At 43.4% G+C, this 18,782-nt stretch carries 14 protein-coding genes and 2 pseudogenes; 6 read left to right on the top strand and 10 right to left on the bottom strand.

Going from position 1 to position 18,782, the window contains the following annotated elements:
* Positions 1–91: 91 nt before the first annotated feature.
* The 5 genes from AB4263_RS14205 to AB4263_RS14185 all read right to left on the bottom strand — a co-directional run bounded on the left by AB4263_RS14205 (position 92) and on the right by AB4263_RS14185 (position 5,649).
* Positions 92–946 (bottom strand): MurR/RpiR family transcriptional regulator, encoded by an 855-nt coding sequence (locus AB4263_RS14205; RefSeq protein ID WP_004734686.1) that lies wholly within the window; start codon positions 944–946, stop codon positions 92–94.
* 358 nt (positions 947–1,304) lie between these two features.
* Positions 1,305–2,948, bottom strand: a complete 1,644-nt coding sequence (gene panP / locus AB4263_RS14200) for a pyridoxal-dependent aspartate 1-decarboxylase PanP (protein ID WP_372098407.1) — start codon at positions 2,946–2,948, stop codon at positions 1,305–1,307.
* Between the two features lie 118 nt (positions 2,949–3,066).
* Positions 3,067–3,594: a hypothetical protein gene (locus tag AB4263_RS14195; RefSeq protein WP_017065407.1), complete on the bottom strand. Its 528-nt coding sequence runs from the start codon at positions 3,592–3,594 to the stop codon at positions 3,067–3,069.
* Positions 3,595–3,768: 174 nt separating this feature from the next.
* Complete coding sequence (locus AB4263_RS14190) at positions 3,769–4,674, bottom strand: lysine exporter LysO family protein (RefSeq protein ID WP_017071961.1); 906 nt, start codon at positions 4,672–4,674, stop codon at positions 3,769–3,771.
* Between the two features lie 54 nt (positions 4,675–4,728).
* Positions 4,729–5,649, bottom strand: coding sequence for an HDOD domain-containing protein (locus AB4263_RS14185; protein ID WP_017066065.1), 921 nt, complete (start codon positions 5,647–5,649; stop codon positions 4,729–4,731).
* A 359-nt stretch (positions 5,650–6,008) separates the two neighbouring features.
* Between AB4263_RS14185 and AB4263_RS14180 the strand changes: the two genes are divergently transcribed.
* Positions 6,009–6,590 (top strand): TfoX/Sxy family DNA transformation protein, encoded by a 582-nt coding sequence (locus tag AB4263_RS14180; RefSeq protein WP_017060401.1) that lies wholly within the window; start codon positions 6,009–6,011, stop codon positions 6,588–6,590.
* A gap of 161 nt (positions 6,591–6,751) precedes the next feature.
* Here AB4263_RS14180 and AB4263_RS14175 read toward each other — a convergent pair whose 3' ends face one another.
* The 3 genes from AB4263_RS14175 to AB4263_RS14165 all read right to left on the bottom strand — a co-directional run bounded on the left by AB4263_RS14175 (position 6,752) and on the right by AB4263_RS14165 (position 10,014).
* The gene (locus tag AB4263_RS14175; RefSeq protein WP_017065409.1) at positions 6,752–7,294 is read right to left on the bottom strand and encodes a hypothetical protein; all 543 of its coding nucleotides are present in this window, start codon (positions 7,292–7,294) and stop codon (positions 6,752–6,754) included.
* Between the two features lie 286 nt (positions 7,295–7,580).
* On the bottom strand, positions 7,581–8,078 hold the full coding sequence (locus tag AB4263_RS14170; protein WP_017065410.1) for a response regulator: 498 nt from the start codon (positions 8,076–8,078) through the stop codon (positions 7,581–7,583).
* Positions 8,071–10,014, bottom strand: coding sequence for an ATP-binding protein (locus tag AB4263_RS14165; protein WP_372098406.1), 1,944 nt, complete (start codon positions 10,012–10,014; stop codon positions 8,071–8,073). The genes AB4263_RS14170 and AB4263_RS14165 overlap by 8 nt, the downstream gene beginning before the upstream one ends.
* Positions 10,015–10,197: 183 nt before the next feature.
* Between AB4263_RS14165 and AB4263_RS14160 the strand changes: the two genes are divergently transcribed.
* The 4 genes and pseudogenes from AB4263_RS14160 to AB4263_RS14145 all read left to right on the top strand — a co-directional run.
* Positions 10,198–11,460 carry a DUF945 family protein gene (locus tag AB4263_RS14160; RefSeq protein ID WP_017060405.1) on the top strand — a complete coding sequence of 421 codons (1,263 nt, stop codon included), beginning with the start codon at positions 10,198–10,200 and terminating at the stop codon, positions 11,458–11,460.
* Positions 11,461–11,623: 163 nt separating this feature from the next.
* Positions 11,624–12,718 carry a 3-phosphoserine/phosphohydroxythreonine transaminase gene (gene serC / locus AB4263_RS14155; RefSeq protein ID WP_017065411.1) on the top strand — a complete coding sequence of 365 codons (1,095 nt, stop codon included), beginning with the start codon at positions 11,624–11,626 and terminating at the stop codon, positions 12,716–12,718.
* A gap of 351 nt (positions 12,719–13,069) precedes the next feature.
* Positions 13,070–13,426, top strand: a pseudogene (locus AB4263_RS14150) (maltose/maltodextrin-binding protein); the annotation flags it as partial.
* A pseudogene (locus tag AB4263_RS14145) lies at positions 13,413–15,137 on the top strand (GGDEF domain-containing protein); the annotation flags it as partial. The pseudogenes AB4263_RS14150 and AB4263_RS14145, both read left to right, overlap by 14 nt.
* A 210-nt stretch (positions 15,138–15,347) precedes the next feature.
* Here the strand turns inward: AB4263_RS14145 and AB4263_RS14140 are convergent.
* On the bottom strand, positions 15,348–16,064 hold the full coding sequence (locus AB4263_RS14140) for a 3'-5' exonuclease (protein ID WP_017060409.1): 717 nt from the start codon (positions 16,062–16,064) through the stop codon (positions 15,348–15,350).
* A gap of 5 nt (positions 16,065–16,069) precedes the next feature.
* The gene (locus AB4263_RS14135) at positions 16,070–17,959 is read right to left on the bottom strand and encodes a DUF294 nucleotidyltransferase-like domain-containing protein (protein ID WP_017060410.1); all 1,890 of its coding nucleotides are present in this window, start codon (positions 17,957–17,959) and stop codon (positions 16,070–16,072) included.
* Between the two features lie 150 nt (positions 17,960–18,109).
* Here AB4263_RS14135 and AB4263_RS14130 point away from each other — a divergent pair, with 150 nt between their 5' ends.
* A complete protein-coding gene (locus AB4263_RS14130) occupies positions 18,110–18,751 on the top strand; it encodes an outer membrane beta-barrel protein (RefSeq protein WP_017068768.1) in 642 nt (213 codons plus the stop codon).
* The last annotated feature ends 31 nt before the right edge of the window (positions 18,752–18,782 follow it).

Genomic DNA, 18,782 nt, shown 5'->3' with positions numbered 1-18,782 from the left:
GCTTTAACTGATCGGCATTAGAGCTCTAGGCTCCGTTTTTTTAATTCAACTTGTTCTCTGGTCATCTGTTTTCAGTTCATGACTAAGCAGATTAGAACTGAGAGTACTTCTCGTAACGTGAATCACGAAGTGACTCTTTGACGCGCTTTAGGTTCTCTCTGAAACCAGAACCACGACGTAGCGTAAAGCCTGTCGCTAGCACATCGATAACCGTCATCTGAACAACGCGACTTGCCATTGGCATGTAAACGTCAGTGTCTTCTGGAACATCCAGAGAAATAGACAACGAGCTCGCTTTATCCAGTGGAGAATCTTTTGCTGTGATAGCAATAACTGTCGCACCGTTTTCACGCGCTAAGTTTGCAATCTCAACTTGGCTTTTAGTGCGGCCAGTATGAGAGATAAGAACAATAACGTCGTTATCACTGCAGTTAATGCAGCTCATTCGTTGCATCACGATGTCTTCGAAACATGTGATTGGGATATTAAAACGAATAAACTTGTTTTGAGCATCTTTGGCGACAGCAGAAGAGGCACCCAGTCCGAAGAACGAAATGCGTTTTGCTTGAGTCAGCAAGTCAACAGCACGGTTTACTTGCATCGCGTCTAGACTGTTTTTAGCAACGTCTAGACAAGCCATAGTTGATTCGAAAATCTTATGCGTATAAGCATCTGGACCATCATCTTCTTCAACATTACGGTTCACGTAAGGTGTACCGTTTGCCAAGCTTTGAGCTAGGTGAAGTTTGAAGTCAGGGAAGCCCTTTGTGTCTAATCGACGACAGAAGCGGTTAACTGTAGGCTCACTCACGTCAGCCATTTTAGCTAAGGTAGCAATGCTAGAATGAATTGCAGTTTGAGGGGAAGCCATAATTACTTCGGCTACCTTGCGCTCAGACTTGCTGAAATTTTCCAGGTTTTTTTGTATTTTTTCTAATGTATTCATAGTGTTCACAAGGGTATAGAGAACAACTTGCTAGTTAATATCTTTTACCAGGGGGTATGGCTGAAGCAAATATCAGTAAACACAAAGCCGATGTATATTCGGTTTCGTAAATACTGCTGCGTCAAATAGATATCAAGCTAACTAGCACCATAGAGTCAGTATAAACCCAACATACTATTTACTAATACAAAAACAGGGCATGAATGCTTAAGAATATGACAAACCTCAACAAAATTTTAGAAAACTACAGAATTGGAAGAGAGTTTGAGCAAAAAGAATGCAAAATGGGTATGAACTGACAGCTTAGTTACATCAAAAAGAAAGAAATTTTCAATTTGATGCAACTAAAATTGAATGACTATGCGTTGATTTGCGTAACCAGTTTGTTGATTTTGCCCATCAAGTTTGGTGCTAGTTTAGAGATCTCACGCTGTTCTTCAAGCACTGCCGAAAGAATGTCATTGCCTGTTAGTGGGTTTGCTAATACCACGCGGAAAACGATGATTGGCTGATGTACCCATGCTTCAGGGTTTAAGCGTGTACGTGACACGAAAGACTTACCTGTTTCACGCTGCTTCTTCTGAATAAACTTAGTCAGCTCATTGAGCAACTCATTCAGTTCGACACGATGTTCAGGCTCAGCTTTAAGCAGTGCCGCTTTGACTGACTCAGGGACATAGCGATAAGTCAGTAGGCAAAGCTCAGGTTCTGAAACCAGCTCGAAGTCGCTCTGATCTTTAATTAGGTCGGCAAAGTAGCGCGCTTTGTTGATGCTTTGGTCGATCAGCAGTTCATAACCTGGGCGGCTAATGATGTGCATTGCGGCGTAAACCAGCATTGCCATACCTGAACGAGAACCTTCTAACGTATGGCTGCCTAAATCTTTTGAGCCTTTACGAAGAATGTATTGAGCATGATGTTCAATCGCAGTCATCGCATCTGGCTTCTTAAACAGAACCATACCCGCACCCATAGGGATATAAAGCTGTTTATGCGCATCAATCGTGACTGAATCCGCCAGTTCAATACCATCAAGTAGGTGACGATGATTGTTAGACATCAGAGTCGCACCGCCCCAAGCTGCATCAACGTGGAAATGACAATCGGATTCGGCACACACCTCAGCAATATCTCTTAGCGGGTCGATATTACCGGTTTCGGTTGTACCAGCCACACCAATGACGGCGAAAGGTTTGATCTTGTTCTGCTTGAGCTGCTCGATCTTGAGTCTTAAATCATCAGTACAAATACGGTTGTCGTTATCTGTTTTAACAGACACTAGACCTTCTTGACCAATACCAAGGACATCCGCGGCTTTTTTCAGAGAGTAGTGGCCACGTTCAGAGACTAAGATGGCAAGGCCTTCGTAGTCGTAGTGCTTCATGGCTTTAAACAGGCCTTCTTTTTCTACACCTTTGAACGAACCTTGCGCTTTTAGTGCGTTGTTACGTGCAACCCAGAGCGCTGTAATGTTCGCGATGGTACCGCCAGAACAAAACGCACCTAAAGAGTGGTTTGCGCTGTGCATCCAACGAGAATAAAACTGGTCACTATCTTGATAAATCAGGCGATGTAACATGCCCAGAACTTGACGTTCTAGGGGAGTGAACGCTTTTGAGGTCTCGATTTTTACTAGATTCTGATTCAACGCAATCATGATTTTTGAAAGCGGCATCAGGAAGTACGGCAACGCAGAGGTCATGTGGCCAATAAAACTTGGCGAAGACGTGTGAACCGAATGAGACACAAGAGAATCGAGGAGATGCTCAGTATGTTCAGAAACAAACTCAGGCTGCTCTGGGATATGAGCATTTGAAAAATCTTTCTCAATTTCACGCAGCGGCTTTTCTTCAGCCACAATATGTTCACGTAAGAATTGATTCAGGTTTCGTGAAAGTTTGTCTTCAATTTGAGTGAGTGTTGAATCTGGGCCTTCAGGTACCGTGAAGATACGTAGAAGACTGTCGAAGCTAACATCTGCTGTTTTTTGTTCCGTAACCATAGCAAGCGAGTTATTTTTCTAATATTGACGCGAGCGGGACAATCTAAACGAAAACGGGAACAATGTCCCGTCTTAATTATGAAATCCAACTTCTCAAAAAAGCATATTAAATGCGGGGTTATTTACACTTAATCGCTTCAAGTTTACTGATCGACTGGTTGTAACGCTGTAGCGCTGAGTCGATTTGCTTAGGGTGACTAAGCAGCTCTGCAAAGGCAGAACGTAGTTCGTAGTTTTGAGCGTGAGGCGTTGATTGGCGGTCATCGAACGTTGTTTTCGCGATTTTACCAAGCTCATCATCACGTGTTGATAGCGTTTTAATGTCGTGTTGCTCAAGTTGCAACCAGCCTTCTACAGGCTGCTCTGTTGCCACTTTGCTTGAATCGTTCACAAGGTAGTAGTTAACCGCAGCACGATTCAGCTCAAAGTGGTGCTTACGACCTTCTAGGAACCACTCACTCACTTCTGTTAGCTCTGGATATTGCTCAGAGGTTAATGCAGCAAGGTCGGCATACCAATTCAAAGAAGCGTCGATGTACGCATCATATTTTTTTGCTTGGCACTGGTTTGTCTCAGACATTGAATCTGCTGCAAAAGAGAAAGTAGAAGTTGAAGCTAGCAGTAATGCGACGCAAAGGCGTTTCATAGTGGTTCCTTTTGTAAGTTTATTCTTTTTATAACTTTGTCGTTACAGGTTACCGTGATCGTTATTTGTTGAGCAATGACACTTAGTGTCTTTTTATTTCGGTAACTGTATCGGTGTCTTGGACATTGGTATTCGAGTTGCATTCTAATCTAAAACAAACGCTATTCCTGCGATCTAGTTAGCAAGAGATACAAAGAACAACATCAATATCGGAACAAGCAAGCTGAGGATAAAGCCACTGACGATAGCGATAGGCACACATCTAACGCCGCCTGTTGTTTGAATGACCGGTAAGGTGAAGTCCATCGCAGTCGCACCAGCATAACCAATGGAAGTGCATGGGTAGCTGCGAATTAGCACTGGAATCAGTACCAAGGCAACTAACTCTCTTAACAGCTCAAGCATGAAAGAAGCGCCACCATAGACAGGACCAAAGGCGTCACCCATTAAGATACCAGCCAGAGAGTACCAACCAAATCCAGAAGACATTGCCAAGGCTTTGAACAGAGGGATATCTAGGATGTAAGCCGCGATTACACCACCTAACATTGAGGTGATGATAATGGTGATTGCGATAACCATACCGTGCTTGTTGAGTAAGATCTGACGAAGTGTGAGTCCGCTATTACGCAGCTGAATGCCGATAAAGAATAGAAGAACAAACAGAATCCATTCGCTTGCGGTATCAACCCAATCAAGGCCAATAGGCAGCACTAAGCCAGCGATTAGCCCTGAACCTACCACTAAGATGAGTTTTGCAGATTCCATCGCCATAGAAGAGAGGGGAAGCTTCTTCTTGCTACTGTCGGTTTTGAGTGGCAATAACTTATCAATAGCGGGCAGTGCCATTAGGTTACATACGCTTAAGCAGACAAAGAAAGTGACGGTATATAGAAGGATTGTCTGCAGGTTACTGCCTAGGTTATCGAGGGCGGCTAAGCTTAGTCCCATTAACGCCAGAATCACGTAGATCAACCGCGATGTTGAGCGGTTGATAAATTCTAATGTCTGAGCGTTCGAAATTGCAAAAAGATACCCCACGACGAGTGGCGCAAATATAAAGATCATCCCTGTAAACATGCTTTCCCCATTGCATTTACTTCATATTACACTTACTTGTAATTTAACAGCGACTTAGAAGCCGCTAGTATTGATCACGTCGCTTAGCTTTGCATTAAAATCATGCTTGCTCAAGTTGCTTAATTTATAAAGCACCTCTGCACCTGTCACGTTAAGTTCAACTTCGTGATCATCGATGTTCTCATCCTTGTTTCTGAACATCAGCAGGTGGTTAGCGATTCGAGCGATATCTAAGTAAGAGACTTCACGCTGTTCGTGGTTATTGATGGTATTGCTGCACACATCAATAAAGTCGCTGTCGAAGCCCCAACGGTTAAGCACCAATTTACTGGTAGCAGAACATTGGCCTTGGAAGATTTGTAGAGCGATGTCGTGATCTAGGTAATTGCCATTTTCGAGGTAGAGGTGGTATTCGCTAACCAAACAGAACAAACCAATATCAGCCAGTAATCCAACAAGCAGCGATTTTTCATGCTCAAGGTAACGGTATTCAGTAGGGGAGAGCTCTTTGAAGCTGTTGGTAACAAGCACCATAGTAGCGCCCAGCTCTTTTGATACAGAAGCGCTCTGAACCAATACCTTATTACATTCTTTACTGAGGTTGACTGAGTGTTTGAGTTGCTCAATAGCCTGAGCCGTCACGATGTCACGTACTCTTAATATGCCAAGGCGCGACACCGCCGTCATAATATCAACACAAGTAATATTACGTCGGTTAAAGACGACAGAGTTAGCCACACGAATGACAATAGCAGCGAGGCCTGGGTCTTCGAGTAAGCACTCGGCAACGTCAGCAATCCCAGTTGATTCAAGGGTACAAAGCGATTGAATCTTCAGTACAACGTTAGGGATAGGAGGAAGTGTTATTTTTCCCGCTGAGATAGAATGTCCAACAAGTTGGGCAAACTCTGATTCTAGACCCTTTAAGAGAAGAGTCTTATTTTGAGGTAGCCAGAAAAACGATAAATGATTCATATAAAAAGTAAAAACAGGTCTGTCCTGCTATTTTACAAGCCACGATGCTGCGAGGCAATACTCACCCGTCTACATAACCTTTAATAATTTGAACCGGTGTATCACTAGGTGTCCAAATTCAAGCATGGTTTGATAGTTTACTGTGAAGTCAATCATGAAAAACCGGAATACTCAATTGATTGATGTGAACTAAGTCCAGACTTATTTTTCTTTTCGAAGTATCATTTATTTAAAGGTGGAAAACGAAACCATAATATTCACCTATAGAATAAAAAAAATAGATTTAAAATTTTTCGCATAACAAGCTGCTTGTCTGGTGATCAACCTAATCGGGGTAATTTGATTAAGGATCAACGGATATGACCGAGACAGCATTTATTAATTACGTGAATCAATTTGGTGAGCATCAAAAACGTTCTATGTTCGGAGGTATTGGCCTCTTTCAAAATGACGCTATGTTCGCTTTATTGAGTGAAGGTTGTTTATTCATTAGAGGTGGAAAATCATTAGATAAAAAACTGACCGATCTTGATTGTGAAAAGTATCGTCATGTAAAGAAGCAGACAACAGCAACCGTAAACTATTACGACATTACGGATCTGTTTACCTGTGAACATCCTGAATTGGATAGTATTATTCGTACTTCAATCGATAATTCAATTCAGCAGCGTAGCTTCAAGAAGTCATCAGCTAGCCGTAGATTAAGAGATCTACCAAACATGCAGCTTACGTTAGAGCGCATGGTTAAAAAGGCGGGTGTGGATGATGTTTCAATGTTTATGCAGTTGGGCGCACCTGAAGTGTTTAATAAGGTTCGCGAAGCGTACGGAAACGATGTTGACCTAAAACTACTTTGGAAATTTGCGGGTGCAATTGATGGTATTCACTGGAAACTATTACAAGAGCCACGCAAGCAGCAATTACTAAAGAGCTGCCACTAAAGAAGTTTACCTTATATGCTTAAGATTACTGTTAATAAATAAAAACCGAGGAATGTCCTCGGTTTTTTTGTTTCTGTCTTAGCCGGATTTCTTAAAAGACTAAGTATCAAAAGGCTAAGTGCTCATAGAGAGCTTATTTGCTAGGGCTTGAGCTTTAAGTATTAGTACTTGAAGCGAGCAGTGAACATAAGTTGGTCACCGTAGAAGTCGTTAATACGAGCTTCAGCACCTAAAGAGAAAAGCTCTGTAGAGTGGAAACGCGCGTAAACAGAACCTGTCCAATCATCGTTGTCATCGATAGAAACGTAACCACCTTTACCACCAACTTCTAGTTGTGGACCAAGCCATTGGCGAACACCAATGTTGATTTCCATACCGATATCAGTAGAGCTTGAGTTCTCAGGTTGAACGATACGAGCTAGCATTTCACCTGTTAGGTCTGCCCAGTTGTTTAATGGAGCGTGGAAACCAAGACCTACAGCTGAGTCGTAATCGCTTTCAAATTCTGAATCGATACGTGCTATAGCGTGAGCGTTCGGGTGAATGGACTTACTGAACGCACCACCAAATGTTACTGGGCTAGCACCGATACGTGCTTCAAAGTAATCATAGTTAAAGTTGCTCATTACCTGTGGTTGTTCATCAACAGCTAGTGCTTGACCAGAAGCCAATAGCATAGCGGTAGTAAGTAGAATTTTGCGCATAACGACCGTAAACCTATATTAGTGTTAATTCCTTTGGTTTGAGACAAATCGGCAAACCATAAACATTGAGACAGTTTAATCTAACTCACGGAAAAGTAATCCTTTAAAATGTAAAACCTTACTCATTTAGTTAAAAAACAAGCAAATTAAGGATCAGTATGTAACGGAGATCTCATGTTTAGGGCGAATGAGAAAAATAGACGAGCGAATTATCCAAAATTTGTATACATTCGGAAGGTTTTTATATCGGATGACGCTATTCTCAGTATCCATTAACCAATCAGTGCTATTCACCAAAACTGGTGCGTTTATCCGCCATTGAAGTCAGTATGCGCTCGGTATCTAAGATGGAAGTCCAGTTTAGCAATTGCTTGTCGTTGGCAATGACATAGTCAGTCAATTGTTGAGTAATCGTGTCTCTCAGTTGGTCGCCTTGCCAAGGTTTTGAAATATAGAAATCAAGTGCTGCGTTGTTAATGGCTGTGACGGTATCTTCTAGCCCAGCTTGCCCGGTGAGCAACAGCTTACGCGTTGGTTTAGTAGCGTCGTGTTGGTTGAGTTCGATCAGAAAATCAATGCCGGTTTCTTCTGGCATGATGTGGTCGCATAAGATTAACGCGAGCTTAATACCATCTTGTCCCATTTCTTTGATTACTTGCTTGGCTTCATCGACCGACTCTGCACCTTCAACCAGAAAGTTCTCTTCAAATATCGCCAAGTCCTGAAGGACACTATTGAGAACTTCAGGTTCATCATCGACACATAAAATTAGGTACTTATTCATGAGGTGCTCCTTCTTGTTTGAATGGAAGCCACACTTGCATGTTTGTATGGCTGCCTATCTCTGACTCCACCAAAATAAACCCTTGATGAGCCGAAACGATTTGTTGAGAAATGGATAACCCAATCCCTAAACCAAAGTTGCCTTCTTTTTTAGTCGTGAAATTTGGGTTGAAAATGGTGTTGATGTCTTCTTTGGCAATGCCGTGGCCAGTATCGGATATTTGCACCACAAGAAACGCGTCGTCGCCTTTTGTCTGTTGAGAAGTGGTGATGGTCACTTTTCCTCGTTCAGATAGGGCATCGAGCGCATTGGAGATAAGGTTGGTCCACACTTGTTGCAGCGAGAGCGACTGGCACAATAAAGGCGGTAAGTCGGTATCGTAATGCTTTTCGAGTTGGTGGTGTTTAAGCCTGTTTTCGAAGATCACTAAGGTATCTTCAAGCCCTTCGTGGATATCTGTGTAGTGGCGAACTTCTTCATCTTCTCTAGCATAGCTTTTTAAGCTTTTGACCATATCGGCAATACGCTTGCTGCACACTTGAATTGAGCGGATAGAGTTTCCAACATAATGGTAATGCTCTAAGTCATTGAGCAGCTCTTTGCCTGCGACAGGGGACGCCTTTAATGTGTTTAGAACCGTAGAGTCTTGGCTTAGGTTTAGTCTCACGGCTTTTTTTGCTAAAGCACGGTCATTAATCGTCGACGTAAGATGCTTTACGAGCTGTCTTTCTTGGGCTGTTGATAGTGGCTTAGCTAACTTTGAATGTGCCAGTACGTCAGTCCCTTTATTGGACTCTGGAACGGATAGGTTTGCCAATATTTGGTCGAGATGGTCTGACAGAGTTTCGATGCTTCTTAATATGGCAGCAATCGGGTTATTCAGCTCATGTGCGACTCCCGCGACTAGCTGCCCGAGCATCGCCATTTTCTCTTTCTCGATCAGTTGTTGATGTGCAGACTCTAATGATTCTAGTGTCTGCTGCAGTTTGATCTTATTGGTGATGCTGCGTTGCAAACGTCGATTAAAATGACGGAGCAATAGATTGGTAAATAAAGGCAGCAGGGTATTGTTTGAATGCATCACCTGAGCAAAGCTATCTTTATCCAGTTTGATAACGCGAGCCTGCGTTAGGGTGATCGCCGTAGAAAACGAAGGCTCGCCTGTTACAAATGACATCCCGCCAACAATGTTCCCTTTGGAGTGACGTACCACTTCCCGCTGTTGCCCAAGTTCATCTTTCTTATAAAGAGCTGCTTCACCCTCAATGATCAGCCATAAAAAGCGATTGTCTTCGCCTTCCACAGTGAGTAGATGCTCAGGGGAATAGTCACGAATGGCCTTAGTTTTGTCATCTTTTGAAAACACATCTTGTAAGGCACTGACGACACGTTCTGCAAGGGCATTATCCGAAAGCTGGTGGTAATCGTGAATGAAACCCGATTGGAAAGAGTGAATCTTTTGCTCAATGTGCGCTCTGAGTAAGCGTTGTTGATCCAAGGCATCGCTGTAAGAGAGCAGGTTTTCTGAGTCGTATTGGATAACAAAAGTGGTCAGCTCTTTTTGCGCTGATTTGAACAGAACCTGATCTTGAACCGGTTTGGTTAAACAGTGGTTGAGCCTACCTTTATTCACAGCGGTTAAAATGGATTGAATGTCTGACGAAGCGCTGACTAATATCGTTCTTGCGGTATTACTATGGGGCAGCTGTTGAAGTTCAATCAGGAATTGCACGCCATTAAATTCAGAATGATGATGAGTGATCACCAAGGCAACGGTTTGGTTGTGATCATGAATATCTTCTAATGCGTGATGTGCGTCTTCTATGTTCTCGGCAGTATAAATATCGAATACAGAAGCCAACGGAGCCAGCTCCGAACGTATTCTTTCAATGCTAACCGGATTATTGTCCAAACAGATAACAGCGTATTGATTCACAGCTCAACCTTAATAGTAGCGACGTCTTTAGCCTAGCAAGAACCGCCGAATAAGGATGAGAGCTAGCCGTTAATTTATTGAGGCAATCGAAGTATCGAGCAATAGACTGATTTAACTCAATGTTTCTTGTTTGCTACTGATGGGTTAGACTAAAAAAAATAGACACGTGTAGAAAGAGAACTCATGGAACAGTTAAGAAAAATTGGTGCTATTGGCGGAGCAATCTCACTGGCACTTTGTTGGCCGCTAGCGGTTGGGCAAATTGGACAAAATGCGATTACCGATGGCGTTGCAAAGCTTAACAATTCAAGCATTCAAGCTGAGATCGTGGAATACGATAGAGGTTACTTGTCTTCCAACGTAACCACTCGTTTAACTGTGACGGATGAAAACCTGAAAGAGCAACTTGCGATTGATGGGTTGCCGAGTGAGTTTGTCATAAATAGTGCGGTTAGCCATGGTTTGGTGAGTCTAAATGCACTGTCGACGTTTGAGAATACCGATATTCTGCCTTTAACTCTGACCACTAGTACTGAGCTAAACGGCAACACTGACTTTAACTTTGAGTTAAGCCAGTTCAATCACCAAGGTTCTGATGAGAATGGGACTTCGGTCTCGATCACTAAATCGAATCTTTCTGGCCATGCGACTGTTTTAGGCCAAGTTGATTACGAGCTTTCAATCCCTTCAGTTCAAATTGATTTTGAAACCGGTGAAGAGGTAACGCTGTCTAATCTGAAAGGTGTGGGTTCAGGCCAACAAGCGAAAGGCTACTGGTTAGGTACTCAGAATTTTACTATCGATAGCTTCTTGGTTTCAGATTCTGCAATGCAGCCTTTCATGACCATTGAAAATTCTAAGTACGATTTTGAATCACATCTAGATGAAGCAACTAAGCGTCTGCGCAGCAACCTCAAGCTGGATATCGCAAACATCGAGACCAGTGAAGGCCAGTTGAACAACCTAAACGTCGATTTTGAAATGTCGAAGTTGGATAGCGAGTCGTTTGAGAAAATCTTTGAGATTTACCAATCTAATCCTGTGATGACGCAAGAAGACGTTGCAGAGATCATTCCATTTATCGATATCCTGTTTGCTAAAGGTTTCGACCTTTCAATGAACAACATGTCGTTAGAGTTAGGTAAGGGACAGTTCGAATCTAAGTGGTTGGTGAGCGTGCCGGAAGGGACCGAAAACATCAGCAGCAACCCTTCGATGATCATGCCTGCATTAACGGGCAACGTTCACTCTAGCTTCTCAAATGAACTTGTTGAAGAGTATCCATTCATCCGTGAAGGTATCGATGAATTGCTTGTGATGGAAATGATCAAGGAAACAGACAGTGGTTATGAAATCAGCGCTGACTTAGAAAATGGAAACCTAGTGTTCGAAAATGGACAAGAAATTCCATTAATCGCTCTACTTATGCCGGTTTTTGTTCAATAAACAGAGCAGGCGTGAATACTGATAGGGTGATTTAGCAGGTTAAGCTTAAACATTTTATACGGTACAAAACAAAAGAGGTCTTAAGACCTCTTTTGTTGTTTTTATGTTGGGTAAAACATGGTATTACTTGCATAGTTATTATTTAGCAGGAGCAATCATCCCCATGGAACTTACATTAGATAACGTATTCAACTTCAGTGCTGGCCCAGCTGCACTGCCTAAACCGGTAATGAAACAAGCGCAAGCGGACTTTATTGATTGGAATGGTTTAGGGACTTCCGTGATGGAAATCAGCCATCGCAGCAAGGAATTTATTCAAGTTGCTGACGAGTCCGAACAGGACCTACGTGATCTTCTGAACATCCCAGACAACTACAAAGTTCTTTTCTGTCAGGGGGGCGCTCGTGCTCAATTCGCTGCTGTTCCTCTAAACCTTTTAGGTGATGCGACGAAAGCGACTTACATTGATGCGGGTTACTGGGCAGAAAGTGCAGTGACTGAAGCGAGCAAATATTGCGAAATCGATGTATTCAACGCGAAGACGTCAATTGATGGTAAAGCAGCGGTTGTTCCAGCTAAAGATTGGAAAATTGACCCGGAAGCTGCGTATGTACATTTCTGTCCGAATGAAACCATCGATGGTATTGAAATCAGCGAGCTTCCTCAAACGGATAAGCCAATCGTAGCGGATATGTCATCTAACATTCTGTCTCGTAAGATTGATGTGTCTCAGTACGGTGTTATCTACGCGGGCGCGCAAAAGAATATCGGCCCTGCGGGTATCTGCATTGCAATCGTACGTGATGATCTACTCGAACTCGCAAACGACGTGTTGCCGAGTATTCTGAACTACAAAGTACTTGCTGAAAAAGACTCAATGTTCAACACACCACCAACCTACGCTTGGTACCTATCAGGCCTTGTGTTCAAGTGGCTGAAAGCTCAAGGTGGCGTTGAAGCGATGGAGTTGGTGAACAAAGAGAAAGCAGCGCTGCTTTACGATGCAATCGATAGCTCAGCTTTCTACAAAAACGATGTTCACACTGCAAACCGTTCTAGAATGAACGTGCCGTTCCAACTGGCGAAACCTGAGTTAGATGGCAAGTTCCTAGAATTGGCTGATGCTGCAGGTCTGAAATCACTGAAAGGCCATAGAGCAGTAGGTGGAATGAGAGCTTCACTTTACAACGCAATGTCTCTGGAAGGCGTTCAAGCGCTGGTTAGCTTCATGAAAGATTTCGAAGAGAAATACGCTTAATCGATGATAGGGCTTTGACTGATAAATTGCTTATTTGATTTTTATTGTGTCGAATGCACCGAACGAGATAGATGCCGCTTTTGCGGCATTTTTTTTGTCGTTAATAATAAAGGGTATGGTATGTTGATTTATTGTAAGAACAGTCATCCAGAGATATGACGGATGTATCAGAATGAGCAGACCTTTCTCTTAAAGCGAGAGTATCAACTGTTATTTAGGCACTTTTTACTATATAACGTGTCGCCCAAAGCTAGGTCTCTAATCATGAGCAGTGAGCGATAAGCCGCATCGCCCGGTTTATTGATGGGCGATTAAAATCCAACGTCTAATTTTTACCACAAGGAACCAAGTGTGAGGTTATTGAGTCTATTTGCGATGCTATTTCCGGCCGTTGCTTGTTCGTCCACACTTGAAATATGGGCTGGTATTAATTATGAAACGGCCGATTATGTAAAAGAACATATCGAAGCGATGACGGATCATCGCGTAGAAATTCGTTCGTTTGACGTCAACAGTATTCGTTCTGAACTTCTTGTTGCTGACCCTAGAGACAATACTTTTCCCGACGCCATTTGGGTTCCTTCGGACTTCTTAGGTCTAACTGAATATATCGAATTAGCGACACTTCCCGAGGCTTGGGTTGATACCCAACGCTATGAGAAAAAAGCGCTTGATGCAGTGGTCATCAACGGTGAGCTTAACTCAATGGTATTCGCATGACCGATCATTGATTAAAGCGGGTGGTAATATCTTTTTCTCGAGTGTTGTTTGGGACAAGATGGATAGCTTCAATGCGCTAGCGGAGAGTGTGTCCGCGACTTATATTCTGGACCAAAACTGGAAGCCCATTTATGACAGCAAAGGCAGCTTGTACCATTTTGAGCAGAGCCAGTTATTAGAAAGCTTGAAGCGTCCTCAATCGGTTTATGGGCAAGGGAAATTGTTCCACACCGAGTTTACCGAAACTGAAGTGGCGGATAATGCCGCTGCAGGTATCGCTTTTGTCGCGCCGATTTTACCTTATCGTTTGATAGAAGGTTCTACATACACGCCGCAGGGTTATCTTGTGGTTCTTATGGGGTATGACAGACTTAAGACTAAAGTGACGCCTTTCCTTTATCAAAATGAGTCGGTTGAGTTTAACTATATTGATTCAACGGATGCTCAATCTTCTGAACAAAGTGCGAACATTATCTCTATCGACAGCACATTCTTTACCGACAAATTGGTACTGAACGTCAAACATCATATTTCCGACAGTGAGCGTTTATTAGAGATGCAACAAGCTCAGGTGGTCTTTGTCAGAATATTGGTGGCGACGCTTGCCATCGCGATTGTGTTTGCTCTGTTCCTAAGCCGCTGGTTCTCAGGGCAGTTAAACCTGTTGGCTGAATCTGTTACGTCGTATTCGCATAACCAGTCACCGACTCATAGTGTGGATGAACATCGTTTTACAGAGTTCGTCACGCTGAGTCGTTTATTGGAAACCTTGTGGGGTCGCATACAATACCAAGTCCGTGAGCTTACCGAAAGTAACGATAAACTCGAAAGATTTAATGTTCAGCTAGAGGACTTAGTCGAAGAGAAAACCAGCAAGTTAACGTATTCGCTCGCGCGTGAAGAATCCCAGAAGCATCGTCTTTTGAAGATCGTTCAGTTTGCATCATCAAGACACGCGGCTGAATATCGGTTGATTCCTCAAATGGTCGATCAAGAGTTAAAGACATTACTTGTTCAACATTCGATTCAGTTTCATTTTAACCGGACTGGCGAGGCTGACCTGATACTCTGTGACTCACAGGGGACGGCGATCGGGTATTTTTGTTCAAGTTCATTTGATGTCCTCAGTGAAGAAGATCTTCTGATTTTTGACATGTACCAAAAACAGTTAGCTGGTTGGCTAGAGCTCGAAAATATTACACGGATTAACATGCCGACTGGCTGTTTGAATCGTAAAGCTTTTAATGAAGATCTCGAATTCAGTAAACGCAGCATTAACGACAATCAAAATCAGATTTCTTTGATCATTATTGATATCAATGGCTTGAAAACGACCAATGATGTTCATGGGCATGAGACCGGGGATGAGCTGATACAGCGCTGCGTAGACGTAATCAGCCACGAATTGACACCTGTCAGTAATCTATACCGTTTGGGTGGAGATGAATTTGCGGTGCTTACCTTAACGTCTGGTGAGTCGAGTTCGCTCAATGTCGCAAAGATGACTGAGCAGTTGTACATTGCTCAGGAGCAACAGGCAATCGAGACTAAAGCGGGTATCTCTATTCCTGTCAGATTCTCGATTGGTGCAGCCTCTAGTGATTCAACAGACGTTGAGCAATTGTTCTCAGTCGCTGATGAGAATATGTATCAGCAAAAGCGTCTTTATTACCAAACGTTGTCTGTGGTTGGGAAGTAATAATGCCAATCGCGCTGACAAATAGCGATCACGATTTTCGACGTCCATTAGAGCGGAACTGCTGCGGTGTGACGTTATAATATGTTTAAACGCTTATGGGAAATGCGCTTAGTCGGGCCAACCGTTGCTTAAACACAGACGATAAAAATGAAAAAGCCCACCAATGGAAGTTGATGGGCTTTGTGTTTGTATTTAGCTTACGTAACTCAGCTAGAGCCAGAAACTCTTCAGAGGCATCTCAGAGTCAAAGTGATGAGCAATTTGCGCTTGGAGTAGCTCAGCGGTCGCAATAGCGTCAGTTAATGCATGATGCGGCGTGTAGTCGGGCAGATGGTATCGACGACGACTCTGACCCAGTCTCACTGAAGCTGGCTTCTTACCTTTCAGCTTGTTCCACAAGCCGCCAGCCAGTTTATTTTGGATCTGAGATTCAATCTCCAGCGTGTCGAGGACTGGGAACTCAATGCCTTCACCGAGTCGCACTTTCAATGCATTGTCCAAAAAGTCACGTTCGATACGACGATAGTGAACCACAGGGATATGTCCCGCCATTGATTCTAAGATCTCGCCCAACACTTCGCTAAGGTCTGGCGCATCAATGATGTCATTGTGAGTGATGCCATGAATCACGACAGACTCTTCTTCAAGTTTCTGTTTTGGTCTTAGAGTCCAGTGTTTGGCTTGTCGCAAGTAGATGCGATTGAGCGTAAATGGCACTAAACCAATGGTAATGATGCCGTCTTTGTTTGGGTTTAACCCCGTTGTCTCAAAGTCGACAGCCAAAAACATCACTTCTGAAAGTGGCGTATCAGGCGCAGGAAGAGGCTGGCTATAAAAGTGCTTTAAGCGCTCGTCTCTCGCTCGTTCAAGCTTCTGAGCAAACTTAAATGGCCAATCGACCGCAGGTGATCTGAATAGTTTGTTCATAGGCCCTACTTAAACTTGTTGCTGGCTTGATAACGGAACTTAAGGAAGTTTTGCGCATTACTTAATATTTGGAATGCATCCTTTAGGTTACGTCGTTCGAAGTCAGACAGGTTCTCTGGCTCGATGTTGTTATCAGGCTCGATGTTGTTGTCGACATCGTGTGCTTGGTGGCGAATACGAACCAGAGAGATAAACTCCATCGCATCTTTCAAATCTTGAGCTCGGCCTTTTGGCAGAATACCGGCGTCAATAATGTCATCTAAGCGTTCGAACGAGTTCTTAGAGCGAGACGCTACCGCGAGCGAGTGAACACGAATCAAATCGGCGAGTGGCGCAGTACCACGACGCTTAAGGTTGATAGAGTTGTTGTGACGGCCATCTTTCTCCATCACGAAATCTTTGAAGAAGCCGAGCGGCGGTGTACGGTTGAGTGCGTTACGTGCAAGGCACGCCAAGAAGCGATTGTTCTTACGTGCGCGTCGAACAATAAAGCTGTTCAATTGCTCGGCCCATTTCAGACGACCATAAACGCCATCTAAGTCGAAGAAGATTGAAGCATTTAACAGTGCTTTCGGGTTTGGATCATCAATCCAATCGGCAAAGCACTCTTCCCATTGTCGACGAGTCATACGCCACGTTGGGTTAGTCGCCATGATATCGCCAGTACAATACACATAGCCACACTGATCTAAGCCATCACAAATAAAGGTCGACAGCTCCTCAAAGTATTTACCGTGCTTTTTCTCGTCGTAGGTATCATCAAGAATGATTGCGTTATCTTGGTCGGTAACCAGCAGCTGCTCATCACGCCCCATAGAGCCCAGTGCGAGGAAACAGTAAGGAATAGGCGACTTGCCCAATTTCTCTTCGCCCAGTTCGATAATTCGCTGCTTAAAGCTACGACCAATTACCGACATTGCAGTACCCACCATGTGGGCGTTGGCATCTTCGTTAACTAAGCGCACAAAGCTGTCTTTTACTTGCTCGGAAAGCACCTTCAGATCTTCGATACTTTGTTGCTGGAAGATACTACTTACCAATAACAGCGAGTTTTGAGACTCATAACGAACAATATCGGTCGCTTCGATAATACCAATCGGCTTCTTATCTTTAAGCACTGGTAAATGATGCACGTTATAGCGAAGCATGGTCATCATAGCTTCGTATACGTAAGCATTGTGATCGAGAGAGATAACCTCAGGTGTCATTACGCTAGAGACTTCATCCGATGGGTCAAGCCCTTCAGCTAAAACGCGAGTACATAAATCTCGGTCGGTGATGATGCCAATCACGGGTGTTGAGTCATCTTCATCATCTTCAACGATTTCTGGGTCGATGATCAACAAAGAGGAAACATTATCCTGTGCCATCATGGTCGCAGCTTGCTGAATCGTGCGCGTTTTTTCGATCATTGGCGCTTCGCTGGTCAGCAGCGTTTTAACCTTGGATGTTGTTAGGTCGTTAGCGTCGTTGCTGTCTGAGTTGGCTTGGCGCAGTCGCGCGTTATCTTCTACTTCTACGAAATCGGCAAAGGAGTCGTAGTTGTCGTAGAGCTCTTGGAAAATTGGCTCAGGAATGCAGTAGAGAAGAGTATCTTCGGTCGCTTTTACTGGGAAACGAACCTTGTTGTTGGTCAGTAGACCCATTTGCCCGAACAAGTGGCCTTCATCAAGGCGGTTATAGAGTTCGCCTTTACGACGGTAGACTTCGACTTCGCCACTTCGAACGATATATAAGTCATGAATTTGATCACCAAAGTGAATGATAGGGGTATCTTGGCGGTAATAAGAAATTTCCACGCTACTGGTCACTTTCGCCAACATCTCCTCAGGGAGTTCTGTGAAAGGGGGGTATTGTGCCAGAAAGTTTTGAATCTCTAATAACTCAGCATCCATAATGATCATCCATTGGTTTGTATGATTTCATGGTACAACATTTGATAATATTTTGCCGTCACAAATCAATCTGTGAGCTAAAACCTTTTTAAAGTCTTATGGATAGACTAACCTTTCAATTAATGGAGTGACAGTTTAAGGATGATAGGAATGTCGAAGTGGAAGCTTAGTTTTGTATCTGCGGTTTTTATGTTTTCTCCAAGTTTGTGGGCGGACACTAACGCGGTGGATATTTTAGATTACGACCATATTTATGCCACGGCGCATTCGGGCAGTTTAAATGAAGATGCAGGCAGTAATAATAACGCCTCGTCGTATGGATTAGGCGTCAGTTACGCGATGACGGATGATTGGTTGTTGCTGGGAGACTACAGCGCACGCTTTATTCACCCTGATGACACCACAACTCGAATTGATACGCTGATGCCAGGTGTTGGTTACCGTTACAGCATTAAGAAAGATTTAGATATAGTGGCTTACTACCTGCTTGGTATCACAAAAGGTAAGGTTGAAGATAATGACACCAACCGAACTGAATCTTCAGACACTGAGTTCATCCAAGGGGTAAAAGCTGAGCTTAACTATGGCTTTGCGAAACGTTGGATAGCTAACGGGAGTGTGCAAGTGAATCGAAGTGACCTGTTTGATGAAGAGGTCTATCACTTAGGTTTACGTTATCTAGTGACCAATAAGTTTGCGATTGGTGGGTCATATCAACATCGAGATGGTGAAGGTAAAATTCGTAGCGAGCGTACTCACGAGCTAGGAGTGGAATTTTTCCTAGAGTATTAGCCAGTAACGAAAAGGCTAAGTGCACTAATAG

The organism is Vibrio sp. 10N.261.55.C5 (genome assembly GCF_041470505.1).
Classification (GTDB): Bacteria; Pseudomonadota; Gammaproteobacteria; order Enterobacterales; family Vibrionaceae; genus Vibrio; species Vibrio crassostreae_C.
Note: the sequence above shows the minus strand (reverse complement) of the source record. Positions and strands in the feature narration are given on the sequence as shown.